Here is a 19,651-nt window from a genome sequence, read left to right as displayed (position 1 = left end):
CTTTTTACTTTTTCTTTATTGTTCCTGACTCTCGTCTTCGCCTTCAATATTGATTGCACGGTTCATTTCTGCAATTGAAGTGATTCCCATTATAACTTTCTCAATGGCATCATCTCTAAGAGTTTTCATCCCGTATTTCTGTGCAACTTTTTTAATCTGCCCTGATGGAGCAGAGTTAATAATAAGTGAGCGAATTTCATCATTAATCATTAAAAGTTCTGCGACAACAGTCATACCTGAGTAGCCTTTATTGTCACAACTTGGACAACCTACGGACTCATACACAGTTGCACCTTCAGGTATTTTATCTATTCCTAGTACTTCTAGATCAAAGTCAGTAATATCTTTTGGCTTCTTACACTCCTTACATAGTGTTCGAATAAGTCTTTGCGCAAGAGCACCAGAAAGAGAAGAGGCAATCATGAATGGTTGCACTCCCATATCAATCAGACGGTTTGGTACTGACGATGCATCGTTAGTGTGAATCGTTGATAGAACAAAGTGACCAGTAATTGAAGCTTGTATCGCCATCTCTGCAGTTTCGTAATCCCTTGTTTCCCCAACCATGATAACATCAGGGTTTTGACGAAGAATGGCACGTAGTGCTTTAGCAAATGAAAGTTCAATCTTATGGTTTACCTGGATTTGAGAAATACCAGGTACTTCGTATTCCACCGGATCTTCAACTGTAATAATCATTCGATCTGGTGTATTGATTCGACTTAGCATCGCAAATAGAGTTGTCGATTTACCGTGACCAGTTGGACCTGATACATAAACAATTCCATCTTTTCTTTGCGATAGGGCATCGAGATCATCAAGAACCTTACCGTGGAAACCAAGGTGGTCTAGTTGAAGGATATTATTGTCTTTTTCAAGAATCCTCATAACGATACGCTCACCATTTTGAACTGGTACCGTTGAAAGACGGATATCGATATCTTTACCGGCCATCTTAATTGGAATACGGCCATCTTGAGGAAGACGTTTTTCTGCAATATCAAGTTTTGCCATAACTTTAATACGTGAAGCTACAGCAGAGTGTGTTTTAAGCGGTTGTCTTAAGACTTCCGTCATAACTCGATTGATACGAAAACGATAAATTGATTCTTTTTCATACGGCTCAATATGAATATCTGTTGCACGCTCTTTTACTGCTCTAAAAATAATCGAGTTAACAAAACGAATAACAGGGGCTTCATCCGCACCAGCATCTAGGATATCAATCGGACCGTCAAGATCTAGTGATTCATCAAATTCGTCTTCAAGAGACTGAACCATATTCTTATTTGCTTTTTCATACACGCGATTGATTGCGTCATTAACTTTCAATGGTTGGGCAACTGAGATATGGATATCTTTTTTAAAAATTTCTCTTAGGTCATTGATGGCATCAAAATTAAATGGATCCGTAATAATTACTGAAACAAAGCGGGGAGTTTCCATTACTGGGATAAGCTCCTGCGTCTTTGCATAATTAATTGGAATATTCGTAATTAATTCAGGATCAATTGTATCCACATCAATTTCAGACTCGTATGGTATTTCAATTTGGTGACAAATTACTTTTGTAATATCGTGAGGGTGAATATAGTTCTTTTTAAGTAAGATTTCACCAATAAGCATTCCAGATTCTTGTTGAATCTCTAGTGCTTCATCTAACTGCTCACGTGTAAGAGAGGTGTGCTTAATTAAAAGCTCACCAATCTTTTCTTTACCGTGTTCAAATGTTTCTAGCATTTGGTTTCTCATTTACATCAAGCCTTTTTAAATTACTTCTTAATCACAACTTCTTTATCTGAAGACTTTACTTTTATAGCAGGGGCCTTCTTAGGAGCTGATTTCTTCGCATTTACTTTCTGAACGACATCATTGTAGCCAGGCTCAATAACAGAGTCATTCATCACGCTATCTTGGTTTTGTTGCTTGTAGTACTTGTTACGTTGCTCATCATAAAGAGGACCTTGCTCTTGTTTTTGGGCCTTGTTGTAAAGACCTTTAGCAGTCGACTTAAATGGATCTTTTTCACCGTGGAACTCTTTTAGGTGAGAAGCACGACGATTTAAGCTTTCTTTAACTGTACTCGCAATATCTTCTTGATAGTTATCAAGAATTTTTGGCGTTAAGAACATTAGCATATTTAGTTTCTCAGTTTGTGTCGTCGTATTCTTAAATAGCCAACCAAGAACTGGAATATCACCAAGTAGAGGAACTTTACTTACTGAATCTGTTGTCTTGTCTCTCATCATACCACCCATTGCAATTGTGTCGCGATCACGAACAGTTACAGTTGTTACAGCACTTCTTACGACTGTACCAACACCAACTGATGCTACACCAGATGGAAGGGCCCTACTTGAGAAATCTTCAAAGTTTTGGTCAATTTTTAGTTTGATATATCTTGTTACCTTGTTAATTTGAGGAGTTATCTTCATCTTTAAAGTAACATTTTGTGTGTCTAGTGAAGTCGTTGTTGAACCATTAGATGCCTGGCTCTCTTTAGGTACAGGAATCTTTTCACCAACTTCAAAAATACCTTCTGTATTATCTAGAACTAATAATTGAGGAGTAGAGAGTACGTTTGTGTCTCCGTTACTTGCAATTGCAGAAATAAGTGCGTTTACTGAATCAATTTTCACTGTTTGACCATTGATCTCTGTTTCAATTTCATTTCCTAGACCAACACCGGCAAATAGACCACCAATTGATGTCCAAGTTCCAGAAATAAGTTGTGTCAGAACAGAGCCTGAAGTTCCGTGAATTGAACCAGCACGGTCTGCAGCACCTGATCCGTATGCACCAACGATAGAGACACCAAGATCACGTGATTTAGAGATATTTGTTTCCATCACTAGACCTTCGATAAATACTTGGTCTTTTGGTTGATCTAGTTTCTTAATAACTTTTTCAAGTGTAAGCCAGTCAGTAGGAGAGGCAGTTACAACAAGAGCATTATTAGACTTGTCTGCAGTAATTCTAACTTCTGCATTAAATAATTCGTTATTATCTTCAGTTGCTGTTCTAGAAAAACGAGAAGTTCTTCTTGAGCTTGAAGAATTCGATTTTGATCCACTTACTAGCTCAGATAGTGTCTTAGACATATCTTCAGCATCTCCGTGGTAGAGGTAGTAAACATGAATTTGTTCGTTATTAGAAGCAACTAATTCAACATCTAGCTTATTGATTAGTTCCTTAAGTCTCTTTGCTCCACTTGAGTTTGCCATGGCAATAATCGAGTTTGTACGTGGCTCTGCGGTTAATTTTGAGATGATCTGTCCACCACCATCAGAGCTTCTTCTTGAGGCAGTTTTCTTAGAAGTATCATCTTTTAAAATCTTATCAAGTAGCTTTGCAATTTCTGATGCCGAAGTATTCTTAACAGGGATGATCTGTAGTGTTTCTTCGTGGCCAGGAACATCGATGAATTTAATTAAACTCATTAAACGATTAATGTTAGAACCAGTATCTTGAATAATAATAGTATTTGTTTGTTTGATTTCAATGATTCGTCCGTAACGAGACATAAATGGTCTAAACGAGCGTGAAACTTCTGTCGAATCAATATTTTTAAGGGCAATAATCTTCATTAGGTAGTTTTCTGTTTCTGGAACATAGTTACCTGTGTAGATTTTAGTAGGGATGTAGCGAATATCTCTAGCTTGTACAATTTTGTAGAATGCACCAGATTTAACCATCGTTAGGCCATTCATATTCAGTGCTGCTAAATATGCTTTCCATGCATCACCAACAGTAATAGGTGTTGGTGCAGAAATAGAAATCTTTCCTTTTAGGTCTTTGTCGATAATCAGATTTAAACCTGTAAGTTTTTGCATGTGCTTAGTTAGGTCTTGAAGAGAAGTGTCTTCGAAGTCAAAACTTGTAACAATCTCTGGACCAAAAGCAGTCTCTGGATTTAAGTTAACGTAAGCATCATCAGTTTTCTTAGGCTGAGTTGCAGTTCTTCCAAATGCATCACTTCCTGACTCTGCATTGCTGCTATCGAGTAGGCTAGCTGCCGAAGGATTCGCATCGCGATTAACCTTGGTTTTTGATTTGAATTGTCTAAACTGTGCTTGAGCAGGGTCTGCTGCAAGACAAAGTAAAGATAGCGCTGAGAGATTTAAAAATAGTTTCTTCATCCATGATCCCTATAATTATTCGACAAAATTGTAGTTGTAGCTTTGTTGAACTCCGTTTCTCTTAATACCGAGTTCGTAATAGTCCGTAGACTTAATTTTTCCAAACATTCCCATAATTTGATTCATATTTTCGATTTTTGCACCGTTGATTTCACAGATTATGTCATCGTTTTGAACATTTAGATATGAATAGATTGATCCTGGCTTTACTTCTGTCATTTTAAAGCATAGGGACCCATCTGGATTCTTAATTGTAATGGCCTTAGCCTGCGTTAGAACATCTCCAATATTACTTAAAAGAGAGTCACGTAGTTCCTTCTTTATTTTGAAGTTATTTCCTTCAACTTTAATATCCTTGTTAAATTCAGGCATTACGTCTTTGGCGCTACTTGGTGGAAGAATTTTAGTGTTGGCCTTGCGAGCAAAGCGCTTGGCCTTCTCGTCAACGTTTGCAATGAATTCACATTCACCAGTTCTTAAGTTTTTAAAGATAACTTTTTGACGTGTGATACTTCCAATCTCTGCTATATTATTGATCTTTCCACCAACACGAACATTTTCTACCTTTCCACGGTTAGAAACACTTGCAACAGACTTGGCACTGTTTTGAAGAACAATTGTATTTAAGAGTTTGAAACCAAGTCTTGATTCTTGATCAGCAGCAAGGCAGATCTTAACAACATTCTTCGGACGCTTAACTTTTGTTTCAGTTTTTTCGTTTTCATCTTCTTGAATATTGAATGGGTTATAGTTTCTAATATTAGCAATTGATGCATTGTGATCGTAAGTATTAGGGCGACTAAAATCTGTTTGAAATTTTGCGCCACCGTCTTTGCCATTTAAGAAAAGGGCCGCAAATTTACCAATTTGATATAAGAAGGCACAAGTTAAAAGAATTAAAAAATAATGATGAATCTTAGGGCGCGATTCATTACTTAATAGGTTAGGAAGAAAGTATTGTGCGCCAGTTGGTTGACCTTTTGTTCTTTTTCCAAGACCACTTCCAACTCTTGATAAGTCAAAGTCTTCTGTCTTTGATTTGATTTTATCAAGCATGCGTTGCATGACATTGTATTTATTTTCTGATCCTTCAGTTTCGTCTTCTTCGTCGCTATCTTCAGAGTCAGCTTCTTCATCAGCTTCGTTAGTTGATTTGTTAGTTAACTTACTTTTTAGCTTAGAAAGAAAACCGGCATCTTCTTCGGAGTGAGCTTCTAGATCGTCAATATAAACTTCTAGAGTGGGGTCTTCTAAGACCTGGTCTGCGTCTGGGGTTGGTGCGGGAGGTAGGGGAATGTCGACGTCTTCTTCGTAGACTTCGCCGTTGTCCTCTTCTTCGTACTCTTCTTCGTACTCTTCCTCGTACTCATACTCTTCACCGTCATGAAGATTTTCTTCATGCTCAATAAATTCCCCATCATCCTGATCTTTGGATAATTTTGATTTAATTTTAGAAAAGAATCCTTTCTTTTTCGTCATTAAGTTTCTTCTTGAAAGTTTTTATATTTTAATACCTTATAGTATTTTAAGGTTGTTTACCCAAAGCATCAACCATTGATATATTCGGTAAGAATTTTCTTGCTTTTTGACCGAGTTAAAATGTCGGTTAAACTTAAGTAAGTGTTTGCTTTGATTATTTGACGAATGTCGTGCTAAAATGTCAGGGAATTCCAGTCAATCAATTTTCTACCCACATAGATGGATTTTAAAAAAGGACTTAATGATGAGTGAAGAAAAGCAAATGATGGACTCCATTGTTGGAGATCTATTCTTTGGTGAAGTTAAAGAAGACAATGTATTTCCATACCCAGGTTTTACTGATGAGCAGCAAGACTTTGGTCGTGAGATGGTAAACGCTGTAAACAAGTTCTGTGAGGGGACTTTAGACGGTGAGAAGATGGATCATGAGGGTGTGATCCCACCAGAAGTAATGCAAGGTTTAGCTGAGCTTGGGCTTTTTGGGATGGGTGTTCATGAAGATCTTGGTGGTCTTGGTCTTGACTACACTCTTTATAGTCGCGTTTTCGCTGAAGTTGCTTCTTTTGATGGCGCAGTTGCAACGATGATCGGTGCTCACCAATCGATTGGTTACCGTGCACTTTTAAACGAGGGGACTGAGGAGCAGAAAGCAAAGTGGCTTCCACAACTCGCTTCAGGTGAAAAGTTAGCAGCATTTTGTTTAACTGAGCCAGGATCAGGTTCTGACGCTTATTCAATTAAGACAAAGGCCGTTGATAACGGTGACGGCACTTATACAATTACAGGGCAAAAGCTTTGGATTACTAACGCAGGTACTGCAGAGTTCTATTCTGTGTTCTGTAAGACAGATCATGAGGTAGACGGTGAAATTAAAGAAAAAATTTCTTGTTTCGTCGTTGAAAAAGGAATGGAAGGTCTTTCATTTGGTGAAAAAGAAAACAAAATGGGGATCCGTGCATCTGAAACACGTGCAGTATACTTCGATAAAGTAATCGTTCCAAAAGAAAATATTCTAGGTGAGCTTGGGAAAGGTTTCAAGATCGCCATGAACGTTCTTAACTCTGGACGTCTTTCACTTGGTGCTGGATGTGTAGGTGGAATGAAGACAATCCTAAAGCTTGCTACTGAGCATGCTAAAGGTCGTAAGCAATTTGGTGCACCAATTGCTGAGTTTGGTCTTATCCAAGATAAACTTGCTCTTATGGCAGCAAGAATTTATGCAACAGAGTCAATCGTATACATGACAACTGGTAATATGTGTAAAGGTCTTAACGACTACTACCTTGAGACTGCTGTATGTAAGATCTATGGTTCTGAATCTCTTTGGGAAGTTGTTGACCAAGGAATGCAGATTGCTGCTGGTAACGGTTATATGAAAGAGTATCCATATGAAAGAATTATGAGAGACTCTCGTATTAATATGATCTTTGAAGGAACAAACGAAATTTTAAGAATCTTCCTTGCTCTTTCTGGTATTAGAAACCCATCTGAAAGTATGAAAGCTCTTGGAAAAGCAGCTGATGTATCAAAAGCTCTTCAAGATCCAATTAAGTCTGTAGGTGTTTTAACTAACTTTGCTAAAGGTCGTCTATCAAAGATGATTGGTCAGCGACTAATTACTAAGCATCACGCAAAACTTGATAAAGAAGCAGGGAAGTTTAACTCTCTTCTTGGTCAATTCGCGATTCAAGTTGAAAACACTCTTATGAAGTATGGTAAGAATATTATCGGTAACGAGCTTCCACAAAAGAGAATTGCTGAAATGGCAATGAATCTTTATGTAATGCTTGCTGTAATTTCTCGTACAACTTCAATTCTTAATAGTGATAAGATCGAACAAGATAAGAAAGACTATGCTCTTAACCTTGCTCGTGTTGCACTAAAAGATGCAAGAGCAGTAGTTGTGACAAATCTTAAGGCAATGACTTCACACGATGACAAAGTTGTTAAAGAAACTTCTGATCAAGTTTGTGCAAATGATGGATACGGCCTAGATATCATTAATTTCTAATTATTTCTCATTACAATTAAAAAATAATCTCTTAGGCCCTAGTAAAAAATGCTAGGGCCTATTAGAATATTCATATGAAATATTCTTTACTCCTACTTTCTTCGGCCCTAATTGCTACTTCATGTTCAAGTAAGGTCTTTAAAAAGAAAGAAAAAAAATCGAAAGCAAAACAAGTCAAACTTAACTATGGGCCAACAAAGGCAAGTTCGAAATTTGTCGATGTAACTCAAAAGCTTGGTCTTGATGGTATTAAGGCATCACGTGTTTATGTTTACGATATAAATGGTGATGGAAGAGAAGACCTTGTCTTTTTAAATGGGAATTATTCTGTTCCTCAATTTTATCTTGCGACAGACGATGGATTTGTAAAAGCTAAGAATATTTACTTTGAAGATGATGTTCAGGTTACATTCATGCAATTTGTAGACCTCGATAAGGACGGCATTGTAGATGTAATTACGGGAATTCATAATCAAAAGTCAGCACTGACGAAAAAGCCACTTGTTTCTTACAAAGGTAGTCCATCGCGAAATAATGGAATTGTTTTTAGAAAATTTAGTGAAACTAGTTTTGATTTTATAGCGCCAATTTCTAACGTAAATATCTTTGATTATGACAATGATGGTTTTTTAGACTTCTTTGTTGCCAATTGGTTTGATCGCAACGAAGAGGGCAAAACAATCGAAAACAGACTTTTTACTTATAAGAATGGAAAAATTTCTGAAATCTCGGGAGCACTAACGAGTGAATTAGAAGAAAGAGGCAATACTTATATTAATGTGGCCCCTACATTTTCTTCAAGTATTTGCGATATTAATAATGATGGTTTCGCAGACATTTTAACAAGTAACTCTGCAGGCCATCCAAATAAGTTGTGGCTTTCCACAAAGCGTGGAAAGAGTATCGTCTATACTGATGCAGGAGTGAGTTCCGGATATAGTATGGATGCTATCACAAGTGGTGGCCGCTTTAATGGCGGAAATTCAACTTTTGCAATTTGTGGCGATTATAATAATGATGGCTATTATGATATTGCCATGGGAGAAATCTCACACTCTCTGGACTTAGAGTCTCGTGATCGCTCAAGTATTTTAACTAATAAAGGGCTTAAGAGTATTTCATTTATTCGTACAGAGTATACAAATGATGAGGCGAAGGCGAATTGGAACCAAGGTGATATGAGAGGACTTTGGACTGATCTGAATAATGATGGCCTTATTGATCTACTCGTTGATAATTCAGGGTTTCCTCCTCACTCAAGGCTTGTGTCTTTTGTGCAAGAAAGAGATCATGAGTTAGTTAACCGAGGCCCGGATCTTGGTATTGATATTGTTAACCCTAGCTCAACAGTAGTGTTTGATTTTAATGATGATGGGCGAATGGATATCTTAACGATTCAGACAAATACTCGTGATTTTAGAATTCAGCCTAGAGTATATCTTTTTGAAAATCGACTACCACAGAAGAATTATATAAAGCTAAAATTAGTAGGAAAGAATTCAAATAGAGAAGCTTATGGAGCTAAAATAATAGCTGATACGAATAAAGGTAATACATATACTCGTCAGCATTATCCATCATTTGGCCAATTCCAACCTCAGAGTACATCTTATATACATATTGGCCTTGGTGACGAGAAGGTAAGTGAAGTTGTTGTTGAATGGCCTTATCTGTTAAAAAATGGGAAGAAACTTAGAAAAACTTATCCTGTCTTGATGAACTCCACGACAGTTATAAAAGAGTAGGTGCTTTCGCACCTACCACTACATATTCTTTTTGATAATTGTAATCATCTCTTTCACTTGAGCTTCGCTTGCTTTGCCATTGATCTTGTAAACTAAGCTACCTTTTTTATCAAAGACAAGGATATTCGAATCGTCATCTTTTACGATTCCTTTCCATTTTTTTACGATTACTTTTTCAAGATCTTTTACGTAAATTGTATCTGGGTATTTCTTTTGCTTATCTTCTAAAGCACCTTCTAGGATTGAGTTTGGAAGCCAAGTTGCATCCATATTAATTACTGCAACTGAGGCATATTTAGTGCGGTCAAACTTTTCACGAGCTAGTGCTTCTGAAGCATGGTTATTTAAATCTTTTTCATCTGGATCAACATAAAAGAGTACGTGAACTTTGTCTTTTAATTCAGTTGACGACCACGCTTTACCATTTAAACGGCCACCATTTTCACCCGAAATTTCAACTGTAGCTGGTTTCATTGCCAGTGTTGATGCACAAATAAGCGCCATCATAAAAAACTTCTTCATTCACTTCTCCTATTCGATAAAAGTTTTATTAAATATTTGCTTTAAGTTTAGACTAAACTTTGAGTCTTTTAGAACTGTCTTTTTTAACACTTTTGCACGAAGTTGGTCATTATATTCAACCAATTCTTGCATGAGCTCATCAAATTGATTCAATTCAATCACATTTGGAACTCTCGTTTGAAAGAAGTCCTTTAGCTGCTTTATGCGATTCTTTTCAATATCGAGAAAATTCGTCAGTTTATGTTCTTCACTTCCAGAAGATTGCTTTTTAGGAATTGGTGCAAATTCATCACCTAAGACCTTTTTGATATGTTGGTCAATTTTCTTTAAGTCGTTGTTATCGTTATCTGACATTTTCGTCTTCCAAGATTGAAATTAATTTCTCAAGTTTTGCACCTTCTTTTGCAAGTGCTTTAATTATCCTTTGGGATGCAATTGTACGTCCAAACTCATCAAGACATAACTGTACATCTTCATTTCTTATATTTGAAGCTGAGATATCAATGAAGTCTAAGACTTTTTGCTCTTTATTAGTTGGCCTTGCCGCTTCAAATTGATAGTACTTTGGTAGATCTTCAAGAGATTTAAAGATTGGAAAGCGCGTCCAAATATCTTCAACATCCGTTATCACATAGAAAGGATAAGGGAATTTAGGTGAAAGATTTTGTTCCTCCAAAACATTTGATAAAAGCCCAAGAAGCTTTATTAGTCGATCCCTCTGTAATTTCGATGCATCGAGATAGAGAGGCTGATGACCAACTCGGTACGTTTTAAGTGCCGTCTTAATTTCTTCCTTATCAATTGCCTTGAGTTTGAATTCTTCTAGAATAGGTGTTTTCATAGATTCATTATAACAGGAGCTCCTTACTAATATAAAGCTGGAATCTCATCTAAATCTCATTTATCATAGTTTTATGGAATTAGATTATGTAGAGCTTCCCGATAGATTTTGTCAGTTACTAATAAGTGATGTTTCAAGTTCAAGTAACACATCTGTCGATTTGCAAAGATTTATTTTTGAATCTCCTGCTATGGGTAGGATTCTTTATCGTATTTTAAATGGCGGTGAAGAAACAGATTTAACTTCTCTTGTGAAGAAGTATGGCTGGCACGGTATTCGTGATCGTCTCTTGGCCTACTATATGAACTTTCTCTATAATAGTAATCATCCGCATGCTGTCGTTATTGAAGAGATCGAAGATATTAAAAAAATAGAATCTCGTTTTCGTGACAAAACAGTAAGTGGGTATTCGCGCCTAATTTCACTTGGAATGTATTTAAAAGTATCTTGTTATGAGTCTGATATTGAAAAGATTGAAGATCATCCATACTTTCCGGATAGAAGAATTGATCAGCTTTTATCTCTTTCAAAAAATCGTAATATCCGCATTGATATCCTTATCCTTATGCTTGTTCACTTTCTAAAATATTTAGGAGAGGAGAAGCTCTTTGGATTAATTAGAGCGAAACAAAGCTTTGATACAATAGAGTCGATGCTTGCTACTGATCAAAAGTATCAATTACAAAAAAATATAATTAATTACGCCTTAAGTATTGGAGATACTGATTTAATTGCATCTAAGACTGTGTAAGTCAGTTTTGTTCAGTATGAAGAAGGAAGAGTATGGCAGAAAATAGTGTATGGAAAATGTTAGAAGACCTTTCAACGAAGAAGGGGATTTCTGAAATTGTAATCAATGGAACAAAGAATGTTTTTGTTGAAAGAGGAGGAGAGTTTATTGGACTTAACGTACCTCTTAATAAGAAAGATATTCTCGATTTCTCAAATGAAGTGGCACTATTTAATAAGAAGAAATTTTCAAACGAAAATCCTATCTTAGATGGAAGACTTCCAGATGGTTCACGTATCAATATTATTAGTGAACCATATGCATCTCAAGGTACTTCAATCACTATTAGAAAATATCTTTCAAATAATTTCCAACTCGATAAGCACTCTCAGCTTTTTGGAATTAATGAAAAATATATTCCTTTCTTCAAATCACTTATTAAGGCCAAGAAAAATATTCTTATTTCTGGTGGAACTGGTTCAGGTAAGACGACATTTATGAATATGCTTCTTAAGGAAGTTTCTCCTGATGAGAGAATCATTACAATCGAAGATACTCTCGAGTTAGTTGTTCCTAATACAAATTGTGTAAGGCTAGAGGCCGGGCTAACAAGTGGACAAGAAGGGCTTTCGATGAGCCAACTTGTTAAGAATACACTTCGTATGAGACCAGATCGTATCTTTATTGGTGAGGTAAGGGGAGCTGAAGTTTTTGATATGATTCAGGCAATGAACACTGGACATGATGGAAGTATGACTTCGATTCACGCCAATTCTCCTGTGGAATGTTTACAAAGAGTAGAGGCCCTCTTTTTAATGGCAGGCTTTGATCTTCCTTATCATGTTGTTAGAAAGTATATTTCAACAGCAGTCGACTTCATTATTCAATTAGGACGTACTGATGACGGCCGTAGAAAAGTTACGCAAGTGCTGGAAGTCAACAATATGGAAGGAAATAATATCCTTACGACTTCAGTTCTTGAAATTGAAAATGGTGAGCTAGTATTTGGCGGTGCGGTTCCAAACCTTGCAAGTGAGTTAGCTCGAAAAGGTGAATTACCAACAAATTATTGGAATGAGCTATAAGATCATTGTTGCATCAATCTTAGTGAAAATATTATCACTAAGTTCGTCTTTATTTACTGCTGTTATTAAACAGTAGCGATCGATATCGAGAATAAAGGCTGCATCGTCAGTAATAACTAAGGATTCCTTTACGCCTTTTAACTTCAATTTATGAGCAGCTTCATTTAAGCGGCTATAATCATTTTCGCTAAAGTGAATTTGGCGCTCAAGCAGGCGCTTTTTTGCATGTTTTGAAATTGTTAATTGGTGTGTGACTCTCTCCATATAACCCTTCCTGGCCTTGGCCTAAATGACTCTAAAGTCATTGTGGCACTTTGCTTGGCGCAATAGTAGGTAGGCAAGGGTAAAGAAAATCTTATAACTTCTTCAGTTCATTAAGCTCTAATAAAATCCCAAGCTGCTGATGTCTTAGGTTTTGGCATCCTGATTTGAAGTAGTAATTTCTCGTGTTCTTAATAAGTGATTTAATTCGATTTCGAATGTCGTCATTTACTTGAGAATTTTCTGTGATTTTCTTTTTGATACTTATGAATTCGCGAGTGTTTTCATAAGCCAGGTTTTGGTCGAGTTGCTCACATGGCAGACTTGCGTACGCCTTGATTGAAACTAAAGTTACAGTTGCTGATAGCAAAATAGACTTCATGAAAACTCCTTGTGTGAGTCCCTCTCTCTCATCTACTTCTATCAATAGCATACTAAGATGCAAACTTACACATTAGTAAGAAGTTGTGATATTTTTTTCACCTTCCATGATCGCGACACCAGAACTCGTTCCTAGTCTTTTTACACCCATTTCTAGATATTTACGTGCATCCTCAAGACTTCTAACCCCACCAGAGGCTTTTACTTCACATTTTCCTTGAGCCTCATCAATCATTATTGAGACGACTTCAGGATTAGCTCCTTCACTTGAGAATCCAGTTGATGTTTTTATGAAGCTAGCACCAGCACTTATGGATGCTTTGGCCGCTAAACGAATTTCTTTTTCATTTAAAAGACATGTTTCAAAGATAACTTTAACAACTTTTCCGTTTGCCGCCTTAACCACTGCGGCGATATCTTGTTCAACGTACTCAAGATTTCCTTCTTTTAGCCTTCCGATATTTAAAACCATATCAATTTCATCTGCACCTTTTTCGATGGCATCTTTAGTTTCAAAAACCTTTGTTTCTGTCGTCATGGCGCCAAGTGGAAAACCAATAACTGTACAAATAAGTGACTTACTTGGGTCAATATACTTCCTTGCTTCGAGGATATTACTTGGATTTATACAAACTGATTTAAAGCCATACTCATTAGCTTCTTGGCATAGCTTTTTAATTTGTAGGCTACTTGCTTCAGGCTTTAATAAAGTGTGGTCAATAAATTGAGCGATGTCTTGCATAGTTGTCCTCGATAGAAATTCTTTTATTATTTTCTTAACTAATAGTGCCAATAATTGCTAATATTTGCAATATGTCACTTATTAAACGCGGTCCATTTTTTATTCACCCGCTCTTTATCTTTATATCGAGCTTGGTGGCCTTAGGTATTTCTTTATATCTCTATATTTCTTCTTACTTAGAGGTTAATGCCAAGTTAACGGACTTTGTTAAGAAGTCGAATATTCCTCTTGTTCAGTTCCAACAAACTGAAACATGGGTAATGATCTTAATTCTGTCTATTTTAGTTTCACTTATTATCGTTGGCTTTAGTATGGTTTTTTATTATTACCAAAAACTTCGCCAGCTCTATCGTATGCAGCAAAACTTTATTAATGGATTTACTCACGAACTAAAGACTCCCGTTGCTTCGATTGCAATCTTTATTGATACTTTAAAACGCCATAGCTTTGAGAGAGAAAAGCAGTTGGAATATCTCGATATTATGAGACATGATACTGAAAGACTTGGTGATAATATTGAGCAAATCCTTCAACTTGGGCGTCTCGAAGAAAAGAAAGTCGAGCCTGATTTAAGACAAATCAATATCCGCCAGACCATCGAAGAGTTTGTTCATCGTAATCGTCATAATTTCTCTGAGCTTGATATATCGTTTGTACATCTTGATAATGAAGAATCAATCGAATTTGATAGCAAGCTTTTTGATATTCTATTAATGAATATTTTGACTAATGCAATTCGCTACAATAGCAAAGAAGTGAAGACAATGGAGATCATCTTTCAAAAAGGGAAACGTTTTAGTGAACTCTTCTTTGTTGATAATGGTGATGGTGTAGAAGAAAAAGATTTGAAAAATATTTTTAAAAAATTCTACCAAGTTGGAAAGTCATCAAAGGGAAGTGGTGTCGGACTTTATATGGCCACTCAAATTATGAAAATTCATGGAGGACGCATTAGCGCTGAAAGTGAAGGTGTCGATCAGGGGATGACATTAAAGTTATTATTTAAAAATAGGGTTAGTTAAATGAGTCGTATTTTACTTATTGAAGATGAGCAAAATATTGCGAAAGGTATTATCTTAAACCTCGAACTAGAAGGCTATGAAGTCGTTCATGCAAATCGAGGAGATTTGGGAATAAAATTATATAAGGATCAAGAGTTTGATTTAGTTGTCTTGGATCTCATGCTTCCGGTAATAAGTGGTGAAGATATTCTTGTGCAAATACGAGAGATTAATGAGAAAACACCAGTTCTTGTTCTTTCTGCAAAGGATAGCTCGAAATCAAAAGTGCGCTGTTTTAATTTAGGTACTGATGATTACTTATCGAAGCCTTTTAACTTAGATGAGTTCATCTTGCGAGTAAAACGTCTTTTAAAGCGTTCTAGTTGGACAAAAAAGGAAGTCACTATATATAAATTTGGGGCCAATGAAATACACTTTTCTGACTTTAAAGCACTCTGCCAGGGAGAGGAATATACTCTAACAGAGCAGGAAGTGAAGATTTTGACACTTTTAACGCAAAATGAGGGTGAAGTGGTTACGCGCGGTGAGTTACTTGAATTATTAGGCTACAAAAAGGATTCAAATACTCGTACCATTGACAACTTCATTGTACGTTTTAGAAAATACTTTGAAGAGAACCCTAAGGAACCAAAACATATAATAAGTATCCGATCTGTCGGATACAAATTTATTAAATAATAAATAACTAAATAGAAATGGAGTAATAAATGGGAATTTTAGAAGGAAAGAAAGTTCTTGTCCTAGGACTTGCAAATGACAAGTCAATTGCATGGGGAATTGCAACACAAATGAAAGAACAAGGTGCACGTCTTGCGTTTTCATATCTTAATGAAGCACTTCAAAAAAGAGTTGAGCCACTAAGTGAACAAATCGGTGGAGAGTTTACATTTGAACTAGACGTTCAAAATGAAGATCATATGACTCAGATGGCGGAAATCGTAAAAGAAAAATGGGGAGAGGTTGATGTAATCGTTCACTCTCTAGCATTTGCAGATAAAACTGATCTTAAAGATCGTTTCCATAAAACAAGCCGTGAAGGTTTCAAGATGGCACAAGATATTTCAGCATACTCACTACTAGGTGTGTGTAATGTTCTAAAGCCTATTATGGCAAAAGATTGTTCAGTTATCGCTCTTACTTACCACGGATCAGTTAAGGTTCTTAATGGTTACAATGTAATGGGTGTTGCCAAAGCATCTCTTGAATCAACAATGAGATACCTTGCAGATGATCTAGGTCCAGAAGGAATTCGCGTAAACTGTATTTCAGCAGGTCCAATTAGAACTCTTGCTGCTTCTGGTGTTCCAGGGCTTAAAGGTTTCCTAAATGATGTTGAAGAGAAGTCGCCACTTCGTCGCAATGTTACTCAAGAAGATGTTGGTGGAGCAGCGGTATTCTTAGGTTCTCGTCTTGCTAACGGTGTTACTGGACAAGTTCTTTACGTTGACTCTGGTATCTCGATCTTAGGAGCTTAGTTTTGACTAAAATTTCTAGTTGGAACGTCGCAGGTCTTAGGGCCTGCGAAAAAAAAGGTTTTTACGATTGGTATTTAGAAGATAATTCAGATGTAATCTGTCTTCAAGAAACGAAGGCATTACCTGAACAATTAAGTGATCGCTTAAATAATCCTGATAACCACGAAGTGCTAATTGCTCCTGCTGAAAAGAAGGGCTATTCAGGTGTTGCTACTTGGGTTCGAAAGGGGATCAATGTTAAGCACACGATAGGGCTTGGAATTCCTGAGTTCGATTGTGAAGGCAGAACGATCATTTCTGAATTTGATGATTACATTCTTTTTAATTGTTACTTTCCAAATGGACAAAGAGATCACGCTCGAGTTCCATATAAGTTAAACTTTTGTCGTGCTGTTGCTGATAAAGCATTAGCTCTAAAGAAGAAGACGAAAAAAGAAGTTGTGATTTGTGGAGATTATAATACTGCGCATACGGCAAATGATCTTGCAAATCCAAAGACAAATACAAAGACGACTGGTTTTCTTCCTATTGAGCGCGAATGGATGGATGAGTTTAAGGCACAGGGCTTTACTGATTTGTTTCGCGAGTACACTTCTGCTGAAGAGAATGGCCACTACACTTGGTGGACTTACCGCGGAGATTGTCGTGCAAGGAATGTAGGCTGGCGTATTGATTACTTCTGGTCAACTGATGAGTTTGTTTCTCGTGTGAAAAACTGCTGGCATCAGCCAGATGTTATGGGAAGTGATCACTGTCCACTATCGATTGAATTTAAATAAAAAAAAGCCAGCATAAGCTGGCTTTTTTTATTTGATCAAAGTCGAGAGATATCCTATCTATCAAGTTCGATTGTGAATGCTAGTGCTAGTTTCGCAAACTTTAGAGCGTGATCAGCTGTTCCACCCATATTATCTAGAGTGTCACGAGATGAGTGGATTTTTCCATTCATTTCACGTTTGCGAGTTTCAAATGGTGTTGAAGCAGGGAAGCCTTGAGCAGTCCATGAAGCATGATCTGAACAAGCATAACCACAAGTATCACGTCCCCAAGATAGTTCTGGAAGATACTTATCTAATAGAGAACCTAGGAAGTTATTTTGTGCTTCGTTTGTATAATCTGTGATGATTGTGATGTCATCGTTTGAACCATTGAAGTTTGTCATATCAAGTTGCATAACACCAACAACGTTCTTACCTTGTCTTTTAAAAGTTTGTGCAATTTCTTTAGAACCTAGAAGACCAACTTCTTCGGCAGCATAAGACATGAACATAATTGTTTTTTCTGGTTGGTAACCACTTTGAGCTAGTGTTTTTAAAACTTCAGTAACCGTTGCCACACCTGAAGCGTTATCATCGGCACCTGGTGCATGAGCGTTTGTGCGTCCCCACCAACCTGCGATTGAGTCACCGTGACCACCGATTACAATAACATCATCACTCTTACCTTTGATTGTCGCAATAACTGATGGTTGTGGGTATGAAGAGTGGTTAAAGAAATCAACACTAATATCAGAACGGTGTGATGTTAGGCTTGTCCAGTGATCTTTAAGCCACTGTTGAGAATCAACACCTGTTTCAGATTTATAATATCTGTTATTGTAGCTAGAAAGCTTTTCAATAACACTTCTTATTGAGCTTTCTTTTGCATTTGCAATGGCCGATCTAACAAGATCTTCTTGGTTGATTGTGTAATCAGCTAAGAATGCATTAATATTTGAGTTTTCTTTTTGTTCTTTTACGAATTGAAGTGCTTCTTCTTTCGTTTGAAACGCAAAGAAACCACCACATCTTTGATGCTCTTCGTGTGCAAGGTGAGAGATCTCAGCTTGCTCGCTCATAATTTTTGTCTTAGCAATAACAAGGTCTTTTTCAACCTTAATAATATCAATTTGCAGATTCGAGTGTAGACTTTGCGTTGACTGGAATAAGTCCTTTCCTGTCACGATGTAGTTGTGCTCAAACGCATGAGTATTAATTGTAAGTAGTGAGAGTCCTGCTAGTAACTGAACACAAATCTTGCGTGTAATTTTCATCTAACCTTCCTTGGTTATTTTATAACTGTAACTAAATTATTTTAGGGCCAATCAGATAATTAAAATAGAGATAGATTCTGTTATCTTCTTACACAGATGTTGGAGAAGACGTCTAGGAAGGGAGTTTGGGCGCTTTGCGCCCAAATAATTAATATTGAAATTTTGTTTGAATTAAATCAACACTTTTACGTACATTTTCTTGATCGATCCACTGAAGGCACCCGTGTCCAAGACCGCAAATCCATTTATTCATCGGCGCATTAGCATTTTGCACTGACTCATATAGGTCCATCCACTTCTTCTCAAGAGTCTCCCATGGAAGTCCTAGATAAGCTGGTTCAAGGTTTCCTTGAATATAATAGTCATTTCCTAGAGTATTTAAAACATGACCAAGGTCATGACGCCAATCGATACCTAGTACATCAATATTGTCATCTTCAATCGCCTGTAGGTATCTAAGGTGAGTCATTTTTGAGTAGTAAATTACTTTCTTATTTGGGAATTCTTTTTTGAATTCAGCAGTTACTTTCTTAAGTACTGGTAGTACTTTTTGAGTGTAATCTTCAAAATTAAGCTCACCGGCTGCTGTATCAAAAAGACACATTGCGTCTGCGCCACCAATGGCCTGAGCTCTCATTTCTCCTAGTAGTTCTGGAAGAAGTAGATCGACAAATGCATCCCAACGTCCGTCATATAGACCAATTTTTGAGCTGTATAAGGCACCAGCATGAGATCCTTCAACTGCATATGTATAAAGAGTGAAAGGAGCACCTACGAAACCTAGAAGTGTCTTGTTACTTGGTAGAGCATCTTTAAGAAGAGTACATGCTTCTCCTTGGAATTTATAAAAGTTCTCTGCGCTATCTAAGAATTTAAGTGCTTTTACATCTGCAACAGTTTCTAGAGTTTTTTCAAGCTTTGGTCCTGGAGCATACTCTAGGCCCATTCCCATTTGCTCTAGAGGGAAGAGTAGATCTGAGAATAGAATGGCCGCATCAAATTTAAAGTCATTGATTGGGCCCATTGTTACTTCACATGCAAGCTCTGGTTTTTTACATAGCTCCATGAATGTATGATCTTTTTTCATACCTTGGTAGTGGTCGTGGTAGCGCCCAGCTTGTCTCATAAACCATACAGGTACAAATTCTTTTCCATTTTCACTTTTGCGATCGTTAAATAATCCCAT

General features: G+C 36.9%; 19 protein-coding genes. 8 read left to right on the top strand and 11 right to left on the bottom strand.

From position 1 onward, the window contains the following. Positions 1-15: 15 nt before the first annotated feature. The 3 genes from ACMAYS_RS03950 to ACMAYS_RS03940 are packed head-to-tail and all read right to left on the bottom strand — an operon-like array spanning position 16 to position 5,618. Complete coding sequence (locus tag ACMAYS_RS03950) at positions 16-1,752, bottom strand: GspE/PulE family protein (protein ID WP_103216816.1); 1,737 nt, start codon at positions 1,750-1,752, stop codon at positions 16-18. 20 nt (positions 1,753-1,772) lie between these two features. Continuing rightward, positions 1,773-4,139 (bottom strand): type II secretion system secretin GspD, encoded by a 2,367-nt coding sequence (gene gspD, locus ACMAYS_RS03945; protein ID WP_103216817.1) that lies wholly within the window; start codon positions 4,137-4,139, stop codon positions 1,773-1,775. Between the two features lie 15 nt (positions 4,140-4,154). After that, on the bottom strand, positions 4,155-5,618 hold the full coding sequence (locus ACMAYS_RS03940) for a hypothetical protein (RefSeq protein WP_412462780.1): 1,464 nt from the start codon (positions 5,616-5,618) through the stop codon (positions 4,155-4,157). A 244-nt stretch (positions 5,619-5,862) separates the two neighbouring features. Between ACMAYS_RS03940 and ACMAYS_RS03935 the strand changes: the two genes are divergently transcribed. Then, the gene (locus ACMAYS_RS03935; RefSeq protein WP_158246782.1) at positions 5,863-7,629 is read left to right on the top strand and encodes an acyl-CoA dehydrogenase family protein; all 1,767 of its coding nucleotides are present in this window, start codon (positions 5,863-5,865) and stop codon (positions 7,627-7,629) included. Between the two features lie 74 nt (positions 7,630-7,703). Next, positions 7,704-9,374, top strand: coding sequence for a CRTAC1 family protein (locus ACMAYS_RS03930; protein ID WP_412462779.1), 1,671 nt, complete (start codon positions 7,704-7,706; stop codon positions 9,372-9,374). Between the two features lie 18 nt (positions 9,375-9,392). Here the strand turns inward: ACMAYS_RS03930 and ACMAYS_RS03925 are convergent, their stop codons facing one another. Genes ACMAYS_RS03925 through ACMAYS_RS03915 form a run of 3 tightly spaced genes read right to left on the bottom strand, consistent with a single transcriptional unit; the run spans position 9,393 to position 10,737 of the window. Further along, positions 9,393-9,896: a YtfJ family protein gene (locus ACMAYS_RS03925; protein ID WP_103216822.1), complete on the bottom strand. Its 504-nt coding sequence runs from the start codon at positions 9,894-9,896 to the stop codon at positions 9,393-9,395. 9 nt (positions 9,897-9,905) lie between these two features. Next, entirely contained in the window at positions 9,906-10,250 is a 345-nt protein-coding gene (locus tag ACMAYS_RS03920) for a hypothetical protein (RefSeq protein WP_103216823.1), read from the bottom strand. After that, positions 10,240-10,737 (bottom strand): hypothetical protein, encoded by a 498-nt coding sequence (locus tag ACMAYS_RS03915; protein WP_103216824.1) that lies wholly within the window; start codon positions 10,735-10,737, stop codon positions 10,240-10,242. Before ACMAYS_RS03915 ends, ACMAYS_RS03920 begins: the two co-directional genes overlap by 11 nt. A 73-nt stretch (positions 10,738-10,810) precedes the next feature. Between ACMAYS_RS03915 and ACMAYS_RS03910 the strand changes: the two genes are divergently transcribed. Further along, a complete protein-coding gene (locus ACMAYS_RS03910; protein ID WP_103216825.1) occupies positions 10,811-11,488 on the top strand; it encodes a hypothetical protein in 678 nt (225 codons plus the stop codon). A gap of 32 nt (positions 11,489-11,520) precedes the next feature. Continuing rightward, complete coding sequence (locus ACMAYS_RS03905) at positions 11,521-12,552, top strand: CpaF family protein (RefSeq protein WP_103216826.1); 1,032 nt, start codon at positions 11,521-11,523, stop codon at positions 12,550-12,552. Here ACMAYS_RS03905 and ACMAYS_RS03900 read toward each other — a convergent pair. From ACMAYS_RS03900 to deoC, 3 genes are all read right to left on the bottom strand, one after another. Further along, positions 12,547-12,816, bottom strand: a complete 270-nt coding sequence (locus ACMAYS_RS03900; RefSeq protein ID WP_103216827.1) for a TIGR02530 family flagellar biosynthesis protein — start codon at positions 12,814-12,816, stop codon at positions 12,547-12,549. The genes ACMAYS_RS03905 and ACMAYS_RS03900 overlap by 6 nt on opposite strands. 91 nt (positions 12,817-12,907) lie before the next feature. Beyond that, complete coding sequence (locus tag ACMAYS_RS03895; protein WP_103216828.1) at positions 12,908-13,195, bottom strand: hypothetical protein; 288 nt, start codon at positions 13,193-13,195, stop codon at positions 12,908-12,910. 72 nt (positions 13,196-13,267) lie between these two features. Continuing rightward, positions 13,268-13,936, bottom strand: coding sequence for a deoxyribose-phosphate aldolase (gene deoC / locus ACMAYS_RS03890; protein ID WP_392991448.1), 669 nt, complete (start codon positions 13,934-13,936; stop codon positions 13,268-13,270). A 71-nt stretch (positions 13,937-14,007) separates the two neighbouring features. Here deoC and ACMAYS_RS03885 point away from each other — a divergent pair, with 71 nt between their 5' ends. Genes ACMAYS_RS03885 through ACMAYS_RS03870 form a run of 4 tightly spaced genes read left to right on the top strand, consistent with a single transcriptional unit; the run spans position 14,008 to position 17,212 of the window. Further along, positions 14,008-14,958, top strand: a complete 951-nt coding sequence (locus tag ACMAYS_RS03885; protein WP_392991450.1) for a sensor histidine kinase — start codon at positions 14,008-14,010, stop codon at positions 14,956-14,958. Further along, positions 14,959-15,636 (top strand): response regulator transcription factor, encoded by a 678-nt coding sequence (locus ACMAYS_RS03880; RefSeq protein WP_392991451.1) that lies wholly within the window; start codon positions 14,959-14,961, stop codon positions 15,634-15,636. It abuts the gene before it with no gap. A gap of 29 nt (positions 15,637-15,665) precedes the next feature. After that, entirely contained in the window at positions 15,666-16,433 is a 768-nt protein-coding gene (locus tag ACMAYS_RS03875) for an enoyl-ACP reductase (protein WP_103216832.1), read from the top strand. Between the two features lie 2 nt (positions 16,434-16,435). Continuing rightward, positions 16,436-17,212: an exodeoxyribonuclease III gene (locus ACMAYS_RS03870; protein WP_392991453.1), complete on the top strand. Its 777-nt coding sequence runs from the start codon at positions 16,436-16,438 to the stop codon at positions 17,210-17,212. 53 nt (positions 17,213-17,265) lie between these two features. On the opposite strand, the gene ACMAYS_RS03865 is transcribed toward ACMAYS_RS03870, so the two are convergent. Continuing rightward, positions 17,266-18,465, bottom strand: a complete 1,200-nt coding sequence (locus ACMAYS_RS03865) for a M20/M25/M40 family metallo-hydrolase (RefSeq protein ID WP_103216834.1) — start codon at positions 18,463-18,465, stop codon at positions 17,266-17,268. A gap of 148 nt (positions 18,466-18,613) precedes the next feature. Beyond that, positions 18,614-19,651, bottom strand: coding sequence for a uroporphyrinogen decarboxylase family protein (locus ACMAYS_RS03860; protein WP_103216835.1), 1,038 nt, complete (start codon positions 19,649-19,651; stop codon positions 18,614-18,616).

The sequence above is a fragment of the Halobacteriovorax sp. RT-2-6 genome, assembly GCF_047085025.1.
GTDB lineage: Bacteria > Bdellovibrionota > Bacteriovoracia > Bacteriovoracales > Bacteriovoracaceae > Halobacteriovorax_A.
Note: the sequence above shows the minus strand (reverse complement) of the source record. Positions and strands in the feature narration are given on the sequence as shown.